Below are 19,851 nucleotides of genomic sequence, written 5' to 3'. Positions count from 1 at the left end.
GTAATGTCCATGATCCGTTGTGTGTTCAGTTTTTTATTTTACACCCTTAATACACTTTTTTGGTTTGTGCCTATCTTTATTTGTGGTGTGATTAAACTCATACCAATCAAACCGTTACAAAAGCTCATGAGCTGGATAGCGAAGCAATGCGCCACTATGTGGGTGAGTTGTAACAGTATTAATCAAAATCTATTTGCTTCATATAAGCTGAACGTAACGGGTCTTGAGCAACTAAAAGCGAAAGACTGGTATTTAGTTATCGCTAATCATCAAAGCTGGGTAGATATTGTTGTGATGCAGCGTGTATTTAATCGTCGCATCCCATTTTTGAACTTTTTTTTGAAGAAAGAGCTAATATACGTACCTTTCTTAGGTCTTGCATGGTGGGCACTGGATTTTCCATTCATGACCCGCACTAGCAAATCACAATTAAAGAAAAACCCTAAATTGCGCGGTAAAGATTTAGAAACCACACGTAAAGCATGTGAAAAATTTAAAGAAATGCCGGTAAGTATCGTTAACTTTGTTGAAGGTACGCGTTTCACTGCTGATAAGCACGCGCGTCAGAATAGTCCATTTACGCATTTATTAAAGCCAAAAGCGGGCGGGGTTGCGTTTGTGATGCAAGCAATGGGTGAGCAAATTTCTAAAGTGGTGAATGTAACTATTCATTACCCAGACGGCATACCTAGCTTTGTGGACTTTGCTAGTGGGCGTGTAAAGCAGGTTGATGTGAAGGTTGAAGTCATGGAAGTGAGCCCTAATTTAATTGGTGATTATACAGGCGACGCTGATTTTAGAGTAAACTTTCAAGCTGAACTTAATCGTCTCTGGGATGAAAAAAATCAGCAACTAGCAGAGTTTAAAACACACGCGAAGTAGTTGCAGTTGACGTACTCGAGAGCACACATATGTTAAAGAAGTTTTTACCAAATTGGTTAACAGGCGTTCTAGTAAGCATTGTTTTGTTTGCCAACGTAATTATTTGGGGCACGCTTGTGCTGCTTTTTGGTGTGCTTAAATTACTACTGCCATTTAAAGTAGTTAGCGATATTCTGCACGGTGCTTATCGAGGTTGGTGTAAAGGTAACCGCTTAGCACTGTGGTTAGGTTGTGAGAATATCGATATTAATATTCAAGGCAGCGTTAGTAGGGATGGTTGGTACTTACTTATCTCTAATCATATGAGCTGGCTAGATATTGTCGTACTTAGTGCGATAGATGTTTTACCCGCACCAAAGTTTTTCTTAAAAGATGAATTAAAATATGTGCCCTTCATTGGCACTGGTGCATGGGCCATGGGCATGCCTTTTATGAAGCGGGTTAGTAAAGCGCAATTGGCAAAAAATCCAAAGTTAAAGGGCCTTGATGTTGAGCGTACCAAGCGCAGTTGCCGCGACTTTCGTAATCATCCAACAACTATTATCAACTTTGTTGAAGGCACACGCTTTACGTGCCAAAAACACAAAAAGCAAAATAGCCCATTTAGTTACCTTTTAAAGCCTAAAGCGGGCGGTATTGCCTTTGCTCTTGAGGTGTTAGGTGAGCAGTTTGATGCATTATTAAATACCTCGATTATTTATCAAGGCGAGGGTGATCACATCTGTCGTAACCTGATGCGTGGCCGCTTAAACGTGATTAAAGTGGATGTGCATTTACAAGCAATTAGCGCAGATATGATTGGCGATTATCAGCACGATCGTGCATTTAGAACGACTTTTCAACAGTATGTCAATAATTTATGGTTGCAAAAAGATGCGCAGCTACTAAGTTATCATCAGGCTAAAGAAGCGGATTACATTGCTAATATCAATAAAGAGGTTGAAGCGCCATGAAGCAAACTCACCTGCAAGAATTAGTGATGCCTTGGTTTGAATCAATGCCAGACGCGACACTTGTAAGTGCATTAACGGCGACAGCTATCGGCGTTGGCTCATTACTATTAATTTATATGTTTACCCGTCGTTTATTGTTGCCAGGCATTCAAAAGGTCGTTACTCGTCTGTCACCTGAGCGTATTGGTGCGCTTGCACCAATGCTCAATAAACTAAATCGCCGCTTTGCTGGTGCTTTGTGCTGTGTCCTTTATTTAGCAACTTTCGATTATGTTTATCCTGTTCATGATGTTGCTGCACTCGTTTTAAAAACAGTAGGTCAAGTTGCGCTCATTATTTATGGTGGCTTCATTTTAAGTAGTGTAGTGAGCATTGCCGGCGGTATTTATAATCAACTTGAATTTGCTCGAGACATTCCGATTCAAGGGTTAATCCAAGTTGTTAAACTGATCACTTTTATGGTTTGCGCCATTCTCATTGTGAGTATTTTGCTGGAGAAGTCGCCAACTTATATTCTCTCAGGCTTTGGTGCAATAGCGGCAGTGACCTTACTCGTATTTAAAGATACTATTTTGGGTTTTGTCGCCAGTATTCAAATTGCAGCTAACCGTTTAGTGACCTATGGTGATTGGATCCAAGTAGATAGCTATGGTGCTGACGGTGAGGTTATCGACCTTGGCTTAAACACGGTTAAAGTGCGTAACTGGGATAACACCATTACAACCATTCCAACCTACATGCTGGTTGCTGGGTCATTTAAAAACTGGCGTGGCATGCAAGAGTCTGGCGGTCGTCGTATCAAACGCTCTTTAAACATCGATATGAATAGTATTCGCTTAGTTGACGATGCGTTTCGTGAGCAAATAGACACAGCTATTCCACTGCATGACTATATTCGTGTTTCTAGCTTGCCAGATCCGGTAACCAACCTTGGCTTATTTCGTCGCTATGCAGAAGGTTATCTTAAGCAGCATGAAAAAATAAATCGTGATTTAACCCTGATGGTGCGTGAGCTACAGCCAATGAACCATGGTTTACCAATCGAATTCTATTGTTTTAGTGAAGACAAACGCTGGATTTCTTATGAGCACTTGCAAGCAGAGATAATGGATCATCTACTTGCAGTGTTGCCAATTTTCGCGCTTAGACCTTATCAGAGTGTTACAGGCCAGATAAGTGCGAGTGAGCCACAAACAGGGCTAAAGCCAAGTATTAAGGTTGCTAATCCTCCGCGCGAAAAAGCTTAAAACTGACCAATCAGTACGCTAAAAGCAATAAAGCCTAACAATAGCCACCAAATTGGTGGCTTTGCCATTCTTAGCCAAGTAAATGCGGCAACTACCAAGCCTACTTGCCACAGATTTTGCACTGCCGACTGCCAAATTGGTGAATAAAGGGCGGCGGCTAAAAAACCTACCACGGCGGCATTTAATGCTGCGATACTACCCGCAAAGCGTGGCTTATCAGCTAATTGTAACCAGCTTTTCATAAACGCTAACATTAATAAAAAGCCAGGTAAGAAGATTAGTAAAGTAGCAACAATCGCACCTATGAGTGGCGTATTTGGAGAAATCTGTGCGCCTAAGTATGTGGCTATGGTAAACATTGGCCCTGGTATGGCTTGCGCACTGGCATAAGCAGATAAAAACTGCTCGGTTTCAAGACTCGGCACACCCGCTTGTAAAATGGGTAACACAACGTGACCGCCGCCAAAGACCATGGCGCCAGTTTGATAGAATGGGGCAAACACAGAAAACCACTCACCTAAAGGTAAAAAGCTAACCAGTAACAAAACAGTAAATAAACCAAGCGGTAACCAAGCAATTTTGACTGATTTGTGTTGTTGATTCTCTGGTAGTTTAAGTTGAGGATAAAACCAACCTAAGGCTGCTGCTGCAATAAGTACTATAATTTGGCTCGATAACTGTGAAAACACAATCAGCGCAACCGTGCTCAGTACCGCGATAAGTTTGTGTAAGTGGTTTTTGCAAAAGCTCATTGCCATACTGTAGGTTGCATCGGCAACAATCACCACCGCAAAGAGTTTAAGCCCGGCTATCACCGCAAAGTAAATATCACCAAATTGGTGAGCACTAAGAGCCAAAAAGAACATAATTAAAAATGAGGGCAGGGTAAAGCCAATAAAAGCACATAGGCCACCTAATAAGCCTCCTTTTTCAACCCCCATTGCAAAGCTAACTTGGCTTGATCCGGGGCCAGGTAACGCTTGGCTTAGGCTAATAAGTTGCGCATAGCGCTCAGCGGTGAGCCATTTTAAGTTATCAACAAAATGACGTTTAAAGTAACCAAGATGTGCAGCTGGGCCGCCAAAGCTCATGCAGCCCAATAAAAAGAATTGTTTAAAGATAACAAATAACATTACTTTTGCCGTTACAGGATAGTTGTTTCTATTATGACAAAATTGTATGACATTTTTGTGGTTTTTATGACACTAGGCCGTCTACAATATAGAAAACGAGTGAACGTAGTTATGAGTATCACTATGAAGCAGTATTTTACAAGTTTGTTGTTACTACTGGCTAGCTCCTTTGCATTTGCAACTACTTTTGAAAAAGTTGTGGTGGCTGTTGATCATGCGCCGCCTTACGGCATGGTATCAGAGTCAGGCCAAGTTAGTGGGGCGATAGTCGATATCATGCGCGAAATGCAAAGCAGCCTTCCCATGAAACTTGAATTTGTCGCTTGCCCGTTTTCGCGCTGCTTAAAAATGCTCGAGCAAAATGAGCTAGATGTGATGGGCGGGCTTATCCGCACAGAGGCTCGTGAGCAAAAAATGCAATTTTTAACCCCACCCTACATGATGTTGTCATCTTCCTTTGTTTTTTATGCAAAAGCTGATAGCGAGTTTGCAGTAAATAACTATCAAGATTTAGTTGGTAAACGCATTGCGGTAATGCGAGGAGCGGCCCATTTTTCTCGTTTCGATAAAGATAAAACACTCACCAAAGTTGAAGCCTTAAGTGAACACAATGCCTTTGAAATGTTACTGAAGAATAGAGTTGATTTGGTCATTGCTGTTGAGGAAACAGCGGATCATTCAGCAGCCATTTTGCAAAGGCCATCACAAAGTGTAAAAAAGATGTCGTATCGTTTTGATGATGTGATTTTTGGGCACTTAGCATTAAGTAAGCAATTTGCTAAGTCTGAGTTTGCTCAAAAGATTCAAACTCAACTGAACAACCTAGTTCTCGATGGTCGCCTAACAAAAATAGTGGCGGAATATAACTTACCGGCTGTTTCAGCTGCGGCTATTGATAATTAACTCTTTCTTCATAGTTTGTTCATTGTTGTTTAATTATAATGGATAATAATTCGAAATTAATATTGCCATGGAGAGACACATGACTATTAGTAAATCAGTTTTAACAGTGGGCGTTTTGGCCGTTTTATTAACGGGTTGTGAAACAACTAACACAGGTAAAGGTGCAGCAATCGGTGCAGCAACTGGCGCTGTATTAGGTAAAGCAACAGGCGACCATGACGATAAACGTATCTTCATTGGTGCTGCAATTGGTGCATTAGCAGGTGCAGCAGTTGGCGATTACATGGATAAACAAGAAGAAGCATTTCGCGATGAGCTAGCAGGCTCTGGTGTTGAAGTGGTTCGTGAAGGCGACAATATTCGTTTAGTAATGCCATCAAACATTACTTTTGCGACTGATCAATCTTATATCTCGTCGGGTTTTCACAGTACTCTTGATGCAATTGCGCAAGTGATGAACAAGTATGAAAAAACCTACTTAAGTGTTGAAGGCCATACCGACAGCACGGGTAAAGATAGCTACAACATGACGTTATCTCAGCAACGTGCGCAAAGTGTAAAAGATTACTTAGTTAATCATCAGATCATATCTGCACGCATCAGCACGCGAGGCTATGGTGAAACGCGCCCTGTAGCGAGCAACGATACAGCTAATGGTCGTGCTTTAAATCGCCGCGTAGAAATTCAGATCGTACCGAATACACAAGGTTAGATATTACATCTAGATTTGTGGTCAGGTTTGATATGCCCTTTCAAACCTGACATTTCTCTTCTTATATCGACTCGCTTAATTAATCTCGATTAAACTGTAATTCGCACAATTGTTTATACAGTGGGTTAGTCTCAAACAACTGTTGATGCGTACCCGTTGCAATAATTTCTCCTTTATCCATTACGACAATCACATCAGCATGTTTAACTGTTGCCAAACGATGGGCAATAATCAGGGTTGTTCTGTCTTTCATTAGATGCTCAAGGGCAGCTTGTACATGAAATTCACTTTGTGCGTCGAGTGCACTAGTTGCTTCATCAAGCAATAAAATGGCAGGGTCTTTTAAAATTGCTCGCGCCAGTACTATACGTTGTTTTTGCCCACCAGAGAGCCTGACCCCTTGCTCCCCCAAAAAGCTGTGATAGCCATCAGGAAGTTGATTAATAAACTCATCGGCATGAGCATATTTAGCCGCCGCATATACTTGCTCCTCAGTGGCGTTTGGGTTGCCATAACGTATGTTGTGCATTACGTCTGAGCTAAATAAAATTGGGTTTTGTGCCACCATCCCCATTTGCTGGCGTAAGCAATCAAGAGAGAGTGCTTTTATGTCTATGCCCGCCAGCGAAATACTTCCTGAGCTTGGGTCGTAAAAACGTTGCAGTAATTCAAACAATGTTGTTTTACCAGCGCCCGATGGGCCAACGATTGCAACAGTTTGCCCTTGTTTAACTTGTAAGTTAAGCGCATTTAAAGCGGCTTTATCTGGCCTTGAAGGGTAATGAAAAGACACATCATTAAACTCGATAGCAGGGTGATTAAGCTTGTTTGTCTCAAGTTGTGCATCATGATTTTTATCTGGGCTTTTGATCATGCTTTCAACGGCAAGTAGCTCTAATAATCGCGCTGCTGCACCTGCGGCTCTTTGTAGCTCACCGTACACTTCGGCAACCGTTGCTACAGACATCGCCACCATAATCGCATAAAACACGAAAGCACCGAGCTCACCACCTGTCATGGTGCCAGCTAATACGTCACTGCCGCCAACCCAAAGCATCACACTAATGGCACTAAAGGTCAGAAATATCACCGCGGCAATCAAAAACGAGCGCTGTTTGATGCGGCTTTTTGCTACTTGAAACGCCTTGTTGGTTTCTTCGTTAAATGCTGCTTTTTCACGCTCTTCATGACTATAACTTTGCACGACTTTTATATTTTGAATGATCTCGCCTGCGTAGGTGCTGATATCGGCAATGGCATCTTGGCTTGAGCTTGCGAGTTTTCGTACCTTTCGGCCAAAAATCATCATCGGCAGTAATACCACAGGCACACAAGCAACAACCACAAGGGTTAGCTTTAAGTTAGTGATAAGTAGCATAGCCAAGCCACCGATGAGCATTAAGCTACTGCGTAATGCCATCGAAAAAGAGGAACCTATAATAGATTGCAACAAGGTGGTATCAGTGGTCAGACGCGACATCAGCTCGCCGCTGCGGTTTTCTTCAAAGTAGCTTGGGTGTAATGTAACGATGCGGTCAAACACGGCTTTACGAATATCGTTACTGACTCGCTCGCCAATCCATGACATTAAATAAAAGCGACAAAAAGTACCTACCGCTAATAAGCTAATTAAACCAATCAATACCATCACTGCTTGCTGTAGCTGAGCTTGTGAGCCTGCAATAAAACCATGATCAATAACAAATTTAACACCTTGTCCAAGAGATAAATTGACTCCGGCGGTAAGCAACAAGGCGCAAAGCGCTGCAAACACTACCCATTTGTAGGGTTTTATAAAAGCTAAAATCGGTAATAAGCTGCTAAATGCGGCCTTTTCTTTATTGTTAGACATGCTAGATTCTTGTTGGTGAATAGGGTATAGATATGGTTATCAATGCTCTAAAAATCAACAGTTATTAAGGGATTAGTATGGAATCTACAACTATCAGCGGGCAATTCACTGTAAAATTAAACCCTATTGGCGGCTATGCAACAGGTAAGGATGGCGTTAATTTAGGACGCATGTCGATTGATAAACAGTTCTCAGGACCATTAGAGGCAACAAGCCAAGGTGAAATGCTCAGTGCCATGACTGCGACTCAAGGTAGCGCAGGTTATGTGGCGATTGAACAAGTTGTCGGTAGTTTAGAAGGTAAGCAAGGTAGTTTTGTACTGCAACATTTTGGCACCATGGATAAGGGGACTGACCGATTGATTTTAGAAGTGGTGCCAGACTCCGGCGCAGGAGAGCTTGAAGGTCTTTCTGGTAAAATGGCAATTCGAATTGAATCGGGTATTCATCATTATGACTTTGAATACCAACTGATGGACTAACATGCAAAAAGTAGTTGAGTTTAAAAAGAAGCGCTTTTTCGGCGGCATCGATATTGAGGCATTAAATCAACGGGTGTTCGAGTTAGGCCAAGCTGGTTGGCAAGTGAAAACAATTACCACTGCCACTGGGTTTTATGGTCAGATAACATCCGTTTTATTACTAATTGAGAATAACGAATAATGACACTAACTGAGTGGTTGAGTTTAGTTTTAATTTGCGTGATGGGTGCGATGTCGCCAGGGCCGAGTTTAGCTGTAGTATTAAAACATAGCCTACATGACGGCATGAAAAACGGCATGTTAGCGGCGTTAAGCCATGGTATTGGGGTTGGTTTTTATGCGTGTGCCTCGTTACTTGGCCTAGGCGCGCTGATGACGCAGCTACCAACGCTTTATCAAGTGCTGGTATATGGCGGTGCAGCATACCTAGCATATTTAGGTATTCGTATTTTGTTAGCTAAACCTAGCCCGCAAACACTGAATGTTGAGCAGGCTAAGCCAAGTCCTCGCAGCGCGTTGCAAGATGGCTTTGCCATTGCCTTTTTAAATCCAAAACTAGCAGTGTTCTTTTTGGCACTGTTTTCGCAATTTATTGATCCAGAGAGCCTGACTTTGCAGGTTGGCTTAATCATGTGTTTAACGGTATTTGTGCTTGATACAGGCTGGTATCTACTTGTTGCACTGTTAACTGAAATATCAAAAAAGCGTTTTGGTTTTACCAAAGCGAATCCGTGGTTTGAAAAATTGCTAGGGATAATCTTTATTGCCTTAGCTGTTCGCGTCGTTATTACCCTATAAAACCCTCTATATTGCGATTACATCACGAATAAAAAAGGGTTGTGATCGCTGCTTTCCCCAGCAAGCTCCTATTGCATACGTATTCATCACACAATATTTACCTTTTGGTTACACTTTATTGGTTGTTTTTTGACAACAACAATAACCACAAATACAACACTTCCAACGACAACAGGGTGGGAATCCAATGGGGAAATTCAAGCTAAGTGCACTTATGCTGGCTTTAGTGGCAGCAAATAGTGCAATGGCGGCGACGGAAGAAGAACGCACATCAGCGAAGGAAATCGATCCTGAGCTAGAAGTAATCGAAGTGCGCGGCTTTAGTCGCAGCTTAATTCAATCATTAAATCAAAAACGTTTTAGTGACACTGTCTCTGAGCAGCTATCAGCCGATGATTTAGGCGCATTGCCTGATGTGTCTATGGCTGATGCATTAACACGTCTGCCGGGGATCTCAGCGGTACGCACTGGTGGCCAAGCTGCCGAAATCAACATTCGCGGTTTATCAGGTGGATTTGTTTTTTCGACATTAAACGGTCGTGAGCAAGTATCTACCAGTGGTAGCCGTAGTATTGAGTTTGACCAATATCCGTCTGAGTTAATCAGCTCGGCGGCGGTGTATAAGTCGCCAAAAGCCTCACTCATTGAAGGGGGCGTAGCGGGGACGGTAGAGCTACAAACAGCCAGCCCATTGGATAACGACCAGCAACACAAATTTACTGCGAATGTACGTGGTATGTATAACGACCGTGCTTCAGAGGTATTTGATGCCACCGAATACGGCGACCGTATTAGCTTTTCTTATCAAGGCAAATTTCTTGACGATACGTTAGGTGTGGCATTGGGTTACGCGCGACTATTCCAGCCAAGTGTGGCGACGCAGTTTATCGGTTTTGCTTATAACGGCAATAAAGATGTTGATGGACTGGCCAATGATACTGATGGTCCAGTAGATAACCCTGCTAATGAATACATTAGCGAGGGTTTTGAGCTTCAGCACTTAGGTGGTGAAGAAACCCGTAATGGTTATTTAACCTCAATTGAATGGGCACCAGCTGATAACTTTAAACTAAAAGGTGATGCGTTTTTATCGCGTTTTGATAGCGAATCATTTGCCCGTGGTTTTCGGGTTAAGTTTGGTGGTCCGTCTGCGGTTTATGCTAACCCAGTACTTGACGGTAATGCGGTGATTGGTGGCGCGATTAACCGCACATCAAACAGCTTTACCCGTGTTGAAATCGTTAATGATGATAACCAAGACTTTGATGAAGTAGACAGCTACGGCATTAATGCCGATTGGCAAATTACTGAGCGTTTAAACGTTAATGCTGATGTGTCGTTATCTCGTGCGAAGAGTAATTTCCGTAATGGTTTACTGTGGGCATTGGTTGCGGAAGATGCCACCGTTGAGAACCCTGTGTTTGATACCAATGTATCGCTTAACTATCAATTAAACGGCTTGAACTTGCCTGATGTAGGTTTTAACCAAGCCGACGCATTTAGCGATATTGACCGCGTTATGGTCAGTAAATACGGTATTTACCCGTATGAAAATGAAGATGAAGTCAAAGCGTTCCGACTCGATTTTAAGTATGAGTTAGAGAACAACTGGTTTAGCTCAATTGAATTTGGTGCTCGTTACTCTGACCGTGAATACAGCAATAATCGCTCAGTATTCGAATACGGTAACGATGGTGCATTCTCTTCGACTCAACCACCGCTTCGCCTTACTGATGACATGACCACCGTAGTTGATTGGCAAGGTGAGTTTAGCTATTTCCCATCATACCTAGCGATAGATTTAGATAAAGCGCTCAACGCGTGGTTCCCAAGTGGTATTCCGCAGCCAGTACAAACCTGGGGTAATGCCGATGGTGTTGTTGATTTAGATGGTGATGGTGAGCCAGATGCACAAGGTTATACCACTAACTATTCATGGACCATGTTACAAAGTGGTTCAGTGTATGAAGAAGTGGTATCAGCCTACCTGATGCTTAACATTGATACCGAAATTGGCACTCTACCAGTCACAGGTAACATTGGTATTCGCCGAGTAGATACCGATCAGTCAGCGACGGTACTCGAAAACGTCGGTGGCGATCCGCAACTCGGTGCGCAGTATATTGTTGATGACAATGGCATTGTTAACGACCTATATGCACCAAGCGTGTTAGGCATTAAATACACAGACTACCTGCCTTCATTAAACCTGAACTTTAAAGTGAGTGACGCGACACAAATTCGTTTTGCTGCGGCAAAAGTGATGGCGCGTGCTCCGATTAACCGTTTAGCGGGCGATGCCAGTGCATCGGTTAACAATGACGGCGAAATTAACGGTTCAAGTACCAATAACCCATTCTTAAAACCTTTCTATGCTGATCAATACGATATCTCGTACGAGCAATACTTTGAAGACACCGATGGTGCACTGGTTGTTGCTGCGTTTTATAAGAATATCGACTCATTCATAGATACGGTGGCCATAGAGAACTTTGACTTTAAAGGTAATGGTTTTAACGTACCAGAATACATAGTCGACCCAGTCAGCGGTGAGCAAATCGAAACCACTAATGGTGTGTACACCACTGCGGTTAACAATGCTAAGGGTGGTTATATTCGTGGTATTGAGCTTGCCTATACGCAAGTTTTCTCTTTTTTACCCTCACCGTTTGAAGGTTTAGGTATTAACGCTAGTTACTCATATACAGAGAGCGAAGTGCAGTCTATCACCGATTTAGGTGGTGATTCTGTATCGCAAGACTTACCTGGCCTTTCAAACAATGTTTTTAACGGCACACTTTTTTACAGCTATGAAAACTTTGAAACACGTTTGAATGTGCGTTATCGCGATGATTTCGTATCAGAGCAAGTTGCTGTCAATGAGCAAGTGGTGAATTTTGATGCGGAAACGGTTGTCGATTTCCAAACATCGTATCAGTTCACAGATTCATTCGGCATGTTATTACAAGTGAATAACTTAACCGATGAACCAACACAAAGCTACTTTGGAACAACCAGTAAAACAGGCACCACGCAATTCTTTGGTCGTCAGTTTTATCTAGGTTTTACCTATAACCATTGATCAGTGAGTTGGAGATAAAAATATGAAAATAATAGCTAATTTTAGCCGCTTACTGATTGCATGTAGCATGGTATTGCTAGCTGCATGTGGTGGTGGCGCAAGTAACGATATAGATTCAGGACAAGTATTATTGACCTGTAGTGTCCCACAAGTTCCCAATGAAGCGGGGACTGAGTGTGTTGATCCTCCGCCGATTAGTTGTCCGGCACCAACGGTACCCGATGAGAATAATGAGAGCTGCGTAGTAGGCGCTGATCCCACTTTGCCTGATCCTGTGGTTTTCCCTGCTGATGACGAAGCCATCTTATTCTATAACCGCACCAGTGATGATGCCTACGAAGGCTATCGATTACACTCATGGAATAACGATGACTGTGATTCTTACGCAGCACCGTTTGATGCCACTGATTGGGCAAATGGTCATGAATACGATGGTATTGACCCTAATTATGGCGCGTACTGGATTGTAAAACTAAAAGAGGGTTACAACGAGTGTGCTAACTTCATCGTGCATATTGGTACAGAAGGGTCTGGCAAAGCGTTTGGTGATGTTGATTTAAAAATGCCATTGATGCAGGACGATGAAAAGTTCCAACGCATGAACTTTACCATTCATGGTGAACCATCAGTATTTGAATATCCAATTGTTAGCTTAGGTGAACGTCCGGTGAGTATTTCTGGTGCATCAGCGCATTGGATAGATTTATCTACTGTGATTTATCAGCCAAGTAATGAGCTGACAAGTATCATTAAATTACACTCATCAAGCAGTGCTGATTTAAAAGTTGATGAAGATACTGGTGAGTTAAATGGTCAAGTAGTTGAGCTTACATCGACATCTTTGAGCGATGAACAAATCGCTAAAGTGCCACACCTTGCTGGATGGAATGCGTACCAAGGTAGCTGGGATGCAGCCGCTGCAAAAGAGCTTATTAAACAGCAGTTAGTTGTGGCAGGCTACGATGCTGATGGCAAGCTAATTGAAGCAACCTATGTGCAAACCGCTAAAGCCCTCGATGACTTATATACCAGTGGCGAAAGTGACGCTAATGAAGCACAACTTGGTGTGCATTACGCCAATAATGGCATTGATGTGTCGGTATGGGCGCCGACTGCAAGCAATATGAAATTAGCGCTGTATGATGCTGATAAAACAGAGCTTGAACAACTTGCTATGAACTTTGATAGCGCAACGGGTATTTGGTCTAGCAATGTCGATATCAGTCACGATCGTCATTACTACCGCTTTATGTTTGATGTTTATCATCCGACGACTAAGCAAATTGAAAGCTTATGGAGCACAGATCCTTATTCACTCAATGTTTCAACCAATGGTTTATATAGCCAATTGATTAACCTTGATGATGAAGATACTAAACCGACTGGCTGGGATGAGCGTATGGTGCCAACAATTGATTACCCGGAGCAAGCGGTAATTTATGAAGGCCATGTGCGTGATTTTAGTGTGCGTGATGAAACAGTCAGTGAAGCAAACCGTGGTAAGTATTTAGCGTTTACTGAGCTTGATAGCGCACCAATGCAACATCTTAAAAAGTTAGCAGATAATGGCTTAACACATTTCCATTTACTGCCACTGACTGATATTGGCACCATTGATGAAGATGCTAGTCAGCGTGTTGATATTACTGCAACCTTAGGTGATTTATGTAGCCGCATTAATGATGATGCCGATGCATGTAAAACCGAAGATAAGAGTGCATTGATAGTTGATTTAATGGCGTCTTACCTACCTGGCTCTGATGATGCTCAAGCACTTGCTAATGCAATGCGTGGTGTTGATAGCTTTAACTGGGGTTATGATCCGCATCATTTTATTGCGCCTGAAGGCTCTTACGCTTCATCGCCTGAAGGTATTGCACGAGTTAAAGAAACGCGTGCGATGGTCCAGTCTTTACAAGAAATTGGTTTACGTGTCGTGCTTGATGTTGTTTACAACCACACGACCTCATCAGGTGTTTGGGATAAATCAGTCTTCGATAAACTGGTACCAGGTTATTACCACAGATATAACGAAACATCAGGCGATATCGAGCGCTCAACCTGTTGTGAAAATACAGCAACAGAACATGTCATGATGGATAAGTTTGTTGCTGATTCTATGGTGATTCTAGCCCGTGATTTTGGTTACGATAGCTTCCGCTTTGATGTGATGGGGCATATGCCAAAAGCATCAATTATGACCGCACTTAGTGCAGTGCAAGCGGTTGACCCTGATACCTACTTCTATGGTGAAGGGTGGAACTTTGGTGAAGTCGCTGATAACCGTTTATTTGTGCAAGCTAAACAAATGGATATGGCAGGCACTGAAGTAGGCACCTTTAATGACCGTATCCGTGAAGCAATTCGTGGTGGTGCATTCTTTAGCAATAATGCCACAGATGGCAATTTATCTGAGCAAGATACGTTGCGTTTATCACTGGCAGGTAACTTACAAAACTACATTCTTAAAGACTTTAAAGGTAATTCAGCAAAAGGCAGTAGCTTTAGTTGGAGTGGTCAGCCTGCGGCTTATGCACTTGACCCTGCTGACAGCATTAACTATGTCTCTAAGCATGATAACGAAACATTGTGGGATCAGCTGCAATATAAACATGGCACTAACTTAAGTATTGAAGAGCGTGTGCGTGTTCACAATATGGCTTTAGCTATGCCGCTGATGAGCCAAGGTATTCCATTTATGCAAATGGGTGCTGATATGCTGCGTTCTAAATCAATGGATCGTAACAGCTATGATTCTGGTGATTGGTTCAACTTTGTTGATTTCAGTAAAGAAACCAACAACTGGAATGTAGGTTTACCGCCTGCGCAAGATAACCAAGCGAATTGGGGCGAAATTGCACCTATTTCGGCAAATACGAATGCGCAAGCGATGGCTAGCGACATTGAATACGCAAGTAATGTATTTACTGAGTTCTTAGCAATTCGTAGTGCCAGCCCATTATTTAGTTTAACCACAGAGCAAGACATCTTAGACCGCGTTGGCTTCCACAATATTGGTAAGCGTCAACAGCAAGGCTTAGTCGTGATGAGTATCGATGATGGTGTTGGTTTAACTGATCTAGATAGCCAATACGATGCCATTGTCGTGGTGATGAACGGCACTGAGCAAAGCTTATCGCATACGGTATCAACGGCTGCGGGTTTTGAGCTCCATCCTGTTTTAAAAGCGAGTGTTGACTCTAGTATGTCAGCGGCAAGCTTTATAGCTGGTGAGGGCGAAGGTACCTTTAATGTTCCGCCATATACTGTTGCTGTGTTTGTGAAACCACAAGCTGATGCACAAGGCGAAGGCCTAAGTGCCGATGCGACTGTGGGGGCACCTGATATCGTACCATTTGGTAGCACGACGGTTTATGTTCGTGGCTCGTTAAACGACTGGGGTACGGCAAATAGCTTTGAATATGTGGGTAATGGCGAGTACAAAATTGCCATTCCTCTAACAGCAGGCAGCTATGAGTTTAAAGTCGCTTCTGAAGATTGGTCTACCGTTGATTTTGGTGCGCTTTCTGCCGATGTTGCTGAAGTGATCGAAGGTGAAGATGAGCCGCTAACACGTAGTGGTGCCAATATGATCTTTACGGCGGCAATGGATGCTGTTTATGTGTTCTCATTCGATGCCACAGACACCGATAACCCAGTACTTAAGGTTTATAACGAAGAGCCATTTGTTGGCACTGCAATTTATGTACGCGGTAGCTTAAATGATTGGGGTACCAGTGACGAGCTGATGTATCAAGGTAAAGGTATTTATACCTTCACTAAACAGCTAACCGCGGGTAGCTATGAATTCAAAGTAGCCTCTGAAGACTGGAGTACGGTGGATTATGGCTCAGGTGAAAGCAGCGCGGCAGTCACTGTGGGTACAGAAAAACTGCTCGCAGTAAAAGGTGCAAACATGACAATGGATATTGCAAGCGATGGTCAATATCAGTTTGTGTTTGATGCCAGCAACCTTGAAGAGCCACTCATGAGTGTATTTAATGCAGAAATGTTTGGCGCAACTCAGGTTTACTTACGCGGTAGCGTTAATGGCTGGGGCACAGATAACCCACTGATTTATGCTGGTGATGCGATGTACAGTACCACCATGACATTAGAAGCAGGTGATTATGAGTTCAAAGTCGCTTCTGAAGATTGGAATACCGTAGATTATGGCGGCAGTGGTGATGCCCCTGTTGCTGTTCTTGGCGAAGCCGCTTTACTAGAAGCCGTTGGCGCCAATATCGCCCTGAGTATTGCAGCTGCTGGCGATTATCGTTTTACAGTGCAAGGACCTGATCTGAGTAAACTAACAGTGACGGTTGAAGCAGTGGAGTAGCTTTCCCTGCAGTACCCTTAAGCCGGGCTTTTGCTCGGCTTTTTTTGTATTTAATGAAAAGTTTGTATATTGTCATAACTACTTATCAAGGAGCCTATGATGACAGAAACCAGTTTATTGAGTGCCAGCTTTGATCCAAAAGTAAAACAGTATTGGTTATTACTGGGTATTTTTACCTGTGTGATTAGTATGGTAGGTATCCCTTTCATTCCCATTGTTGCGTTAATAATCTGGCTGGTGGCAGGGCGTATTTTAGCGGCGATGTCAGCCACGTTGTTAACGCGTAAGTTAGTGGTAAAACGCGGTGTATTCTTTAAAGAAGAAAAATCGATCCCACTTGAAAAAATAACCGATGTGGCACTTAGCCAAGGTCCTTTAATGCGTCAATTTGGTCTTTATCGACTGAGTTTTGAAACGGCAGGTCAATCAGGACAAGGTGCACTGGTGTCATTACTCGGAGTGGTTGATGCAGAGGCCTTTCGCGAAGCAATCTTGAAGCAAAAAGATGAAATGACGCAAAGCAGCAGTGCTAAAGCTGAGCATAAACCTGAAGATAGTCAGTTAGAACTGCTGCGTTCACTTACTTATAGCGTAAAAAACATTGAGCAAATGTTAGTTACGCTATTAGATGAAAAGCGTTAAGCCAGTTGTAAAGTAGGGTTACCAGCTTGTACGCTGAGCGCTTTTTGACGCTCGCTAAGCAGTGTGTAATCGGCTGTTTTAACGCTACTTACATAATGCCACTGGGCTAGTGCTTGCTGTTGAGTAAAGGTGACCGTTAAGTAACCGCGTTCCACTAAATTGTTGTAAGCTAAGTCGTTAACCAGTAATGCAATAACTTGCTCAATTTGTGCGACAGCTTCGCTCGGTTGCGTATTCAACGCTAAGTAGTTCTCAAGACCCGGAGAAGAAACCGAAGATGTGGCAAACTCAACACCAGCTGCAGCTTTTGCAGAAACAGGGTTACTGGCATCAGTGACTAATTGTCCTGCCCAGCTGTTATGCGTATCACCCGCTAAAACCACCAAGTTCTTTTGCGCTGCAATTGCAGTCCCAAGTATTACCTCACGTTCATAAGCATAGCCATCCCATGCATCAAGATTATAAGGCGCTGTTGTTTCTACGCGTGCTCTCTGCTCACTAGTAACCGTTGGATCGCCAGCTAATATACGGCCTTTAATTTGCGCAAGCTCACTAAATAACGTGTTTGCTTGAGCAAGTAACTCAGATGGGTCAGCACCGCTTGCTTGAGTCACTTGAATATTCATAAGTAACTGCAAAATCTCAAATGGCAAATGCATTTTGGTCATCAGCACTTGTTGCCCAAGTACTTGCCATTGTGTTGTTGCTGTTGTTAAACCATCAGTTAGCCATGTAAGTTGCTCGTTACCTAATAGGGCACGAGTCGGTGAGCTAATTGCTGCAACAAAGTCAGTTTGTCCTTGGCTGCTGGTTAAATCGAAATCTGCATAATTAACTTGCTCGTCGCGAGCTAAAACACGGGTATCGAGCATGTGTAACGACACTAAGTTACCAAACTCGAAGCGTCGATAAATACGTTCTTTATCGGCTACATTACGGATAGGCATCCATTCAAAGTACGCTTGTAGCGCATGCATTTTACGCTCGCTAAATTCACCTTCGCCGTCGTTGTGATTTTCAGCGCCACTGCGCCATGTATCATTAGTTATTTCATGGTCGTCCCAAACAGTAATAAATGCACAATGACTATGGGCAGCTTGCAGGTTTTCGTCTTCACGATAATGGGCGTAACGTTTGCGATAATCCGCTAAAGAAATGATTTCGTCGCTATTGTCATCAGGTAATAAACGGCCAAGTTCGGCGGCATCTTCAGTCGCATAACCTGTATTACCATATTCATAAATGTAGTCACCAAGGTGCAGTACTGCATCTAAATCGGTTTGTTTTGCGATTTCACCATACACATGGAAGTAGCCTGCAGGATAGTTCGCGCAAGAGACAACGGCAAATTTTACTTGTTCTATGTTGTCGGTTGGAAGCGTTTTACCTGCTCCAGTAGGTGAGGTTTTACCATTACTTATGAAGCGGTAGTAATAGGTAGTGTTAGCATCGAGACCTTGCAGATCAACTTTTAAGGTGAAGTCGGTTGCATCGCTTACCTGTGTTTCGCCATCATGGCTAATGGTTGTGAAGTTAGCATCTGTTGAGGCCTGCCAAACAACGTTAACACTCGTGACGTTTTCAAGAGGTGTTATGCGAGTCCAAATAATGAGACTATCAGCGAGAGGGTCGCCACTGGCAACACCGTGATCAAAGCTGACAGGGATTTGCTTTGTGGTTTCGTCATCATCGTCATTAAGACTACAGCCCGTTAAACCGAAAGATAAAACGGCGGCTCCAAAACCAGCCGCCGATGCTTTTAAAAAGCGTCTGCGTGTAAAAGTCATTGCTCTGTACCTATAAGTAGAAAAGTACGAGCTTATCCGACCAGTGTTACTGTTCTATGAAGTTAAAACACCTGACAAATTTGTTCTGCATTACAGGTGATTACAGTGACATTTTCGTAGCCAACACGAGTCAGAGCTTCGGCACTCAGTGTGGCACGAGCACTACTTGCACAGTGTAAGTAAATGGGTCTTGCAGGATCTTTTTCAATTTCCATTAATTTCATTTCAAGTACACCGCGTGGGATATTAATTGCACCTGTTGCTGCTTTAGTTGCGTGTTCAGCAGGCTCACGTACGTCTATTAATAAACCGTGGTTTTCGCTTAATTCTTGTTTTGCTTGGTCAGCACTAATGCGGCGCTGGTTTGGGGCAACAATTTTCATTAAGTCAGGAATTGGTGTCAGCATACTAATCCTCCATGCCAAGTTTGCGTAAAATGGTGATCATTGGGCACCATTTCGTGAATGCCGATTGAATTAAGTTTAGAGCAATAAATACCGTAAACCAAATCCATAGCGGACTGTGAAACTGTTGTAGCAACAATGAAATACAGATCATTACACCAGCAATTAGGCGAAGCGCGTCATTTAGTTTCATAAAAAGACCTCGATAACAGAGTGATGTATTTAATATATTAGATAATACTACATTAGTAAATTCTAATATTAGACTTTTCTAATATATCAATCTATACTTTAGCGGTATTTTAAGAATATAGAGTAGTGTGATTATGAACATCGATTTTGCGGCTATGGCCGACAATGTGGAACAAGCAGAGCAAATGCTAAAGATATTGGCGAATAAAAATCGCTTGATGATCTTATGTTCGCTGCAAGATGGTGAAATGAGCGTGAGCGAATTAAACGAAGCTGTGCCGTTGGCGCAGTCAGCATTATCGCAACACTTAGCGGCACTAAGAAAAGCTCAGATAGTTGCGACTCGACGCGAAAGCCAAACCATCTATTATCGCGTGGTGGATGAAAACGTAGTATCGATCTTAGCAACCCTATATGGTTTATTTTGCAAAGGTAATTAAGCA

The 19,851-nt window shown here is 42.8% G+C and carries 17 protein-coding genes; 12 read left to right on the top strand and 5 right to left on the bottom strand.

The features are described from left to right. Positions 1-3: 3 nt before the first annotated feature. Genes yihG (ACSFVZ_RS18245) through ACSFVZ_RS18235 form a run of 3 tightly spaced genes read left to right on the top strand, consistent with a single transcriptional unit; the run spans position 4 to position 3,082 of the window. On the top strand, positions 4-882 hold the full coding sequence (gene yihG / locus ACSFVZ_RS18245; RefSeq protein WP_138558483.1) for a 1-acylglycerol-3-phosphate O-acyltransferase, YihG family: 879 nt from the start codon (positions 4-6) through the stop codon (positions 880-882). A gap of 29 nt (positions 883-911) precedes the next feature. Then, positions 912-1,835: a 1-acylglycerol-3-phosphate O-acyltransferase, YihG family gene (gene yihG, locus ACSFVZ_RS18240; protein WP_135922877.1), complete on the top strand. Its 924-nt coding sequence runs from the start codon at positions 912-914 to the stop codon at positions 1,833-1,835. Continuing rightward, positions 1,832-3,082 (top strand): mechanosensitive ion channel family protein, encoded by a 1,251-nt coding sequence (locus tag ACSFVZ_RS18235; RefSeq protein WP_135922876.1) that lies wholly within the window; start codon positions 1,832-1,834, stop codon positions 3,080-3,082. Before yihG (ACSFVZ_RS18240) ends, ACSFVZ_RS18235 begins: the two co-directional genes overlap by 4 nt. Here ACSFVZ_RS18235 and chrA read toward each other — a convergent pair. Continuing rightward, positions 3,079-4,215 carry a chromate efflux transporter gene (gene chrA / locus ACSFVZ_RS18230; protein ID WP_253039409.1) on the bottom strand — a complete coding sequence of 379 codons (1,137 nt, stop codon included), beginning with the start codon at positions 4,213-4,215 and terminating at the stop codon, positions 3,079-3,081. The genes ACSFVZ_RS18235 and chrA overlap by 4 nt on opposite strands. 123 nt (positions 4,216-4,338) lie before the next feature. On the opposite strand from chrA, the gene ACSFVZ_RS18225 reads away from it, so the two are divergent. Together ACSFVZ_RS18225 and ACSFVZ_RS18220 are read left to right on the top strand one after the other, a co-directional pair. Continuing rightward, positions 4,339-5,118 carry a substrate-binding periplasmic protein gene (locus tag ACSFVZ_RS18225; protein ID WP_281547141.1) on the top strand — a complete coding sequence of 260 codons (780 nt, stop codon included), beginning with the start codon at positions 4,339-4,341 and terminating at the stop codon, positions 5,116-5,118. 79 nt (positions 5,119-5,197) lie between these two features. Beyond that, on the top strand, positions 5,198-5,830 hold the full coding sequence (locus ACSFVZ_RS18220) for a YiaD family glycine zipper/OmpA-like lipoprotein (protein WP_135922873.1): 633 nt from the start codon (positions 5,198-5,200) through the stop codon (positions 5,828-5,830). Between the two features lie 79 nt (positions 5,831-5,909). On the opposite strand, the gene ACSFVZ_RS18215 is transcribed toward ACSFVZ_RS18220, so the two are convergent. Next, the gene (locus ACSFVZ_RS18215) at positions 5,910-7,682 is read right to left on the bottom strand and encodes an ABC transporter transmembrane domain-containing protein (RefSeq protein ID WP_295509107.1); all 1,773 of its coding nucleotides are present in this window, start codon (positions 7,680-7,682) and stop codon (positions 5,910-5,912) included. A 77-nt stretch (positions 7,683-7,759) separates the two neighbouring features. On the opposite strand from ACSFVZ_RS18215, the gene ACSFVZ_RS18210 reads away from it, so the two are divergent. The 6 genes from ACSFVZ_RS18210 to ACSFVZ_RS18185 all read left to right on the top strand — a co-directional run bounded on the left by ACSFVZ_RS18210 (position 7,760) and on the right by ACSFVZ_RS18185 (position 17,025). Beyond that, positions 7,760-8,164 (top strand): DUF3224 domain-containing protein, encoded by a 405-nt coding sequence (locus ACSFVZ_RS18210; RefSeq protein ID WP_062564809.1) that lies wholly within the window; start codon positions 7,760-7,762, stop codon positions 8,162-8,164. A 1-nt stretch (position 8,165) separates the two neighbouring features. Then, entirely contained in the window at positions 8,166-8,345 is a 180-nt protein-coding gene (locus tag ACSFVZ_RS18205; protein WP_135922870.1) for a DUF4177 domain-containing protein, read from the top strand. Further along, positions 8,345-8,962 carry a LysE family translocator gene (locus ACSFVZ_RS18200; protein WP_435559368.1) on the top strand — a complete coding sequence of 206 codons (618 nt, stop codon included), beginning with the start codon at positions 8,345-8,347 and terminating at the stop codon, positions 8,960-8,962. Before ACSFVZ_RS18205 ends, ACSFVZ_RS18200 begins: the two co-directional genes overlap by 1 nt. A gap of 187 nt (positions 8,963-9,149) precedes the next feature. Continuing rightward, positions 9,150-12,044, top strand: coding sequence for a TonB-dependent receptor (locus ACSFVZ_RS18195; RefSeq protein WP_138558488.1), 2,895 nt, complete (start codon positions 9,150-9,152; stop codon positions 12,042-12,044). 22 nt (positions 12,045-12,066) lie between these two features. Next, positions 12,067-16,383, top strand: coding sequence for an alpha-1,6-glucosidase domain-containing protein (locus tag ACSFVZ_RS18190; RefSeq protein ID WP_435559367.1), 4,317 nt, complete (start codon positions 12,067-12,069; stop codon positions 16,381-16,383). Positions 16,384-16,482: 99 nt separating this feature from the next. Next, a complete protein-coding gene (locus tag ACSFVZ_RS18185; protein WP_138558501.1) occupies positions 16,483-17,025 on the top strand; it encodes a PH domain-containing protein in 543 nt (180 codons plus the stop codon). Here the strand turns inward: ACSFVZ_RS18185 and ACSFVZ_RS18180 are convergent. The 3 genes from ACSFVZ_RS18180 to ACSFVZ_RS18170 form a co-directional block, all read right to left on the bottom strand. Next, the gene (locus ACSFVZ_RS18180) at positions 17,022-18,812 is read right to left on the bottom strand and encodes an alkaline phosphatase D family protein (protein ID WP_435559366.1); all 1,791 of its coding nucleotides are present in this window, start codon (positions 18,810-18,812) and stop codon (positions 17,022-17,024) included. The two genes, ACSFVZ_RS18185 and ACSFVZ_RS18180, sit on opposite strands and share 4 nt — an antisense overlap. Positions 18,813-18,874: 62 nt before the next feature. Beyond that, positions 18,875-19,219 carry a rhodanese-like domain-containing protein gene (locus ACSFVZ_RS18175; protein WP_063702368.1) on the bottom strand — a complete coding sequence of 115 codons (345 nt, stop codon included), beginning with the start codon at positions 19,217-19,219 and terminating at the stop codon, positions 18,875-18,877. A gap of 1 nt (position 19,220) precedes the next feature. Further along, positions 19,221-19,409 carry a YgaP family membrane protein gene (locus ACSFVZ_RS18170; RefSeq protein WP_054562832.1) on the bottom strand — a complete coding sequence of 63 codons (189 nt, stop codon included), beginning with the start codon at positions 19,407-19,409 and terminating at the stop codon, positions 19,221-19,223. Positions 19,410-19,542: 133 nt separating this feature from the next. Between ACSFVZ_RS18170 and ACSFVZ_RS18165 the strand changes: the two genes are divergently transcribed. Beyond that, a complete protein-coding gene (locus ACSFVZ_RS18165) occupies positions 19,543-19,848 on the top strand; it encodes an ArsR/SmtB family transcription factor (RefSeq protein WP_054554407.1) in 306 nt (101 codons plus the stop codon). The last annotated feature ends 3 nt before the right edge of the window (positions 19,849-19,851 follow it).

Origin of the sequence: Pseudoalteromonas nanhaiensis (assembly GCF_051235485.1) — a bacterium.
Lineage (GTDB): Bacteria > Pseudomonadota > Gammaproteobacteria > Enterobacterales > Alteromonadaceae > Pseudoalteromonas > Pseudoalteromonas lipolytica_C.
Note: the sequence above shows the minus strand (reverse complement) of the source record. Positions and strands in the feature narration are given on the sequence as shown.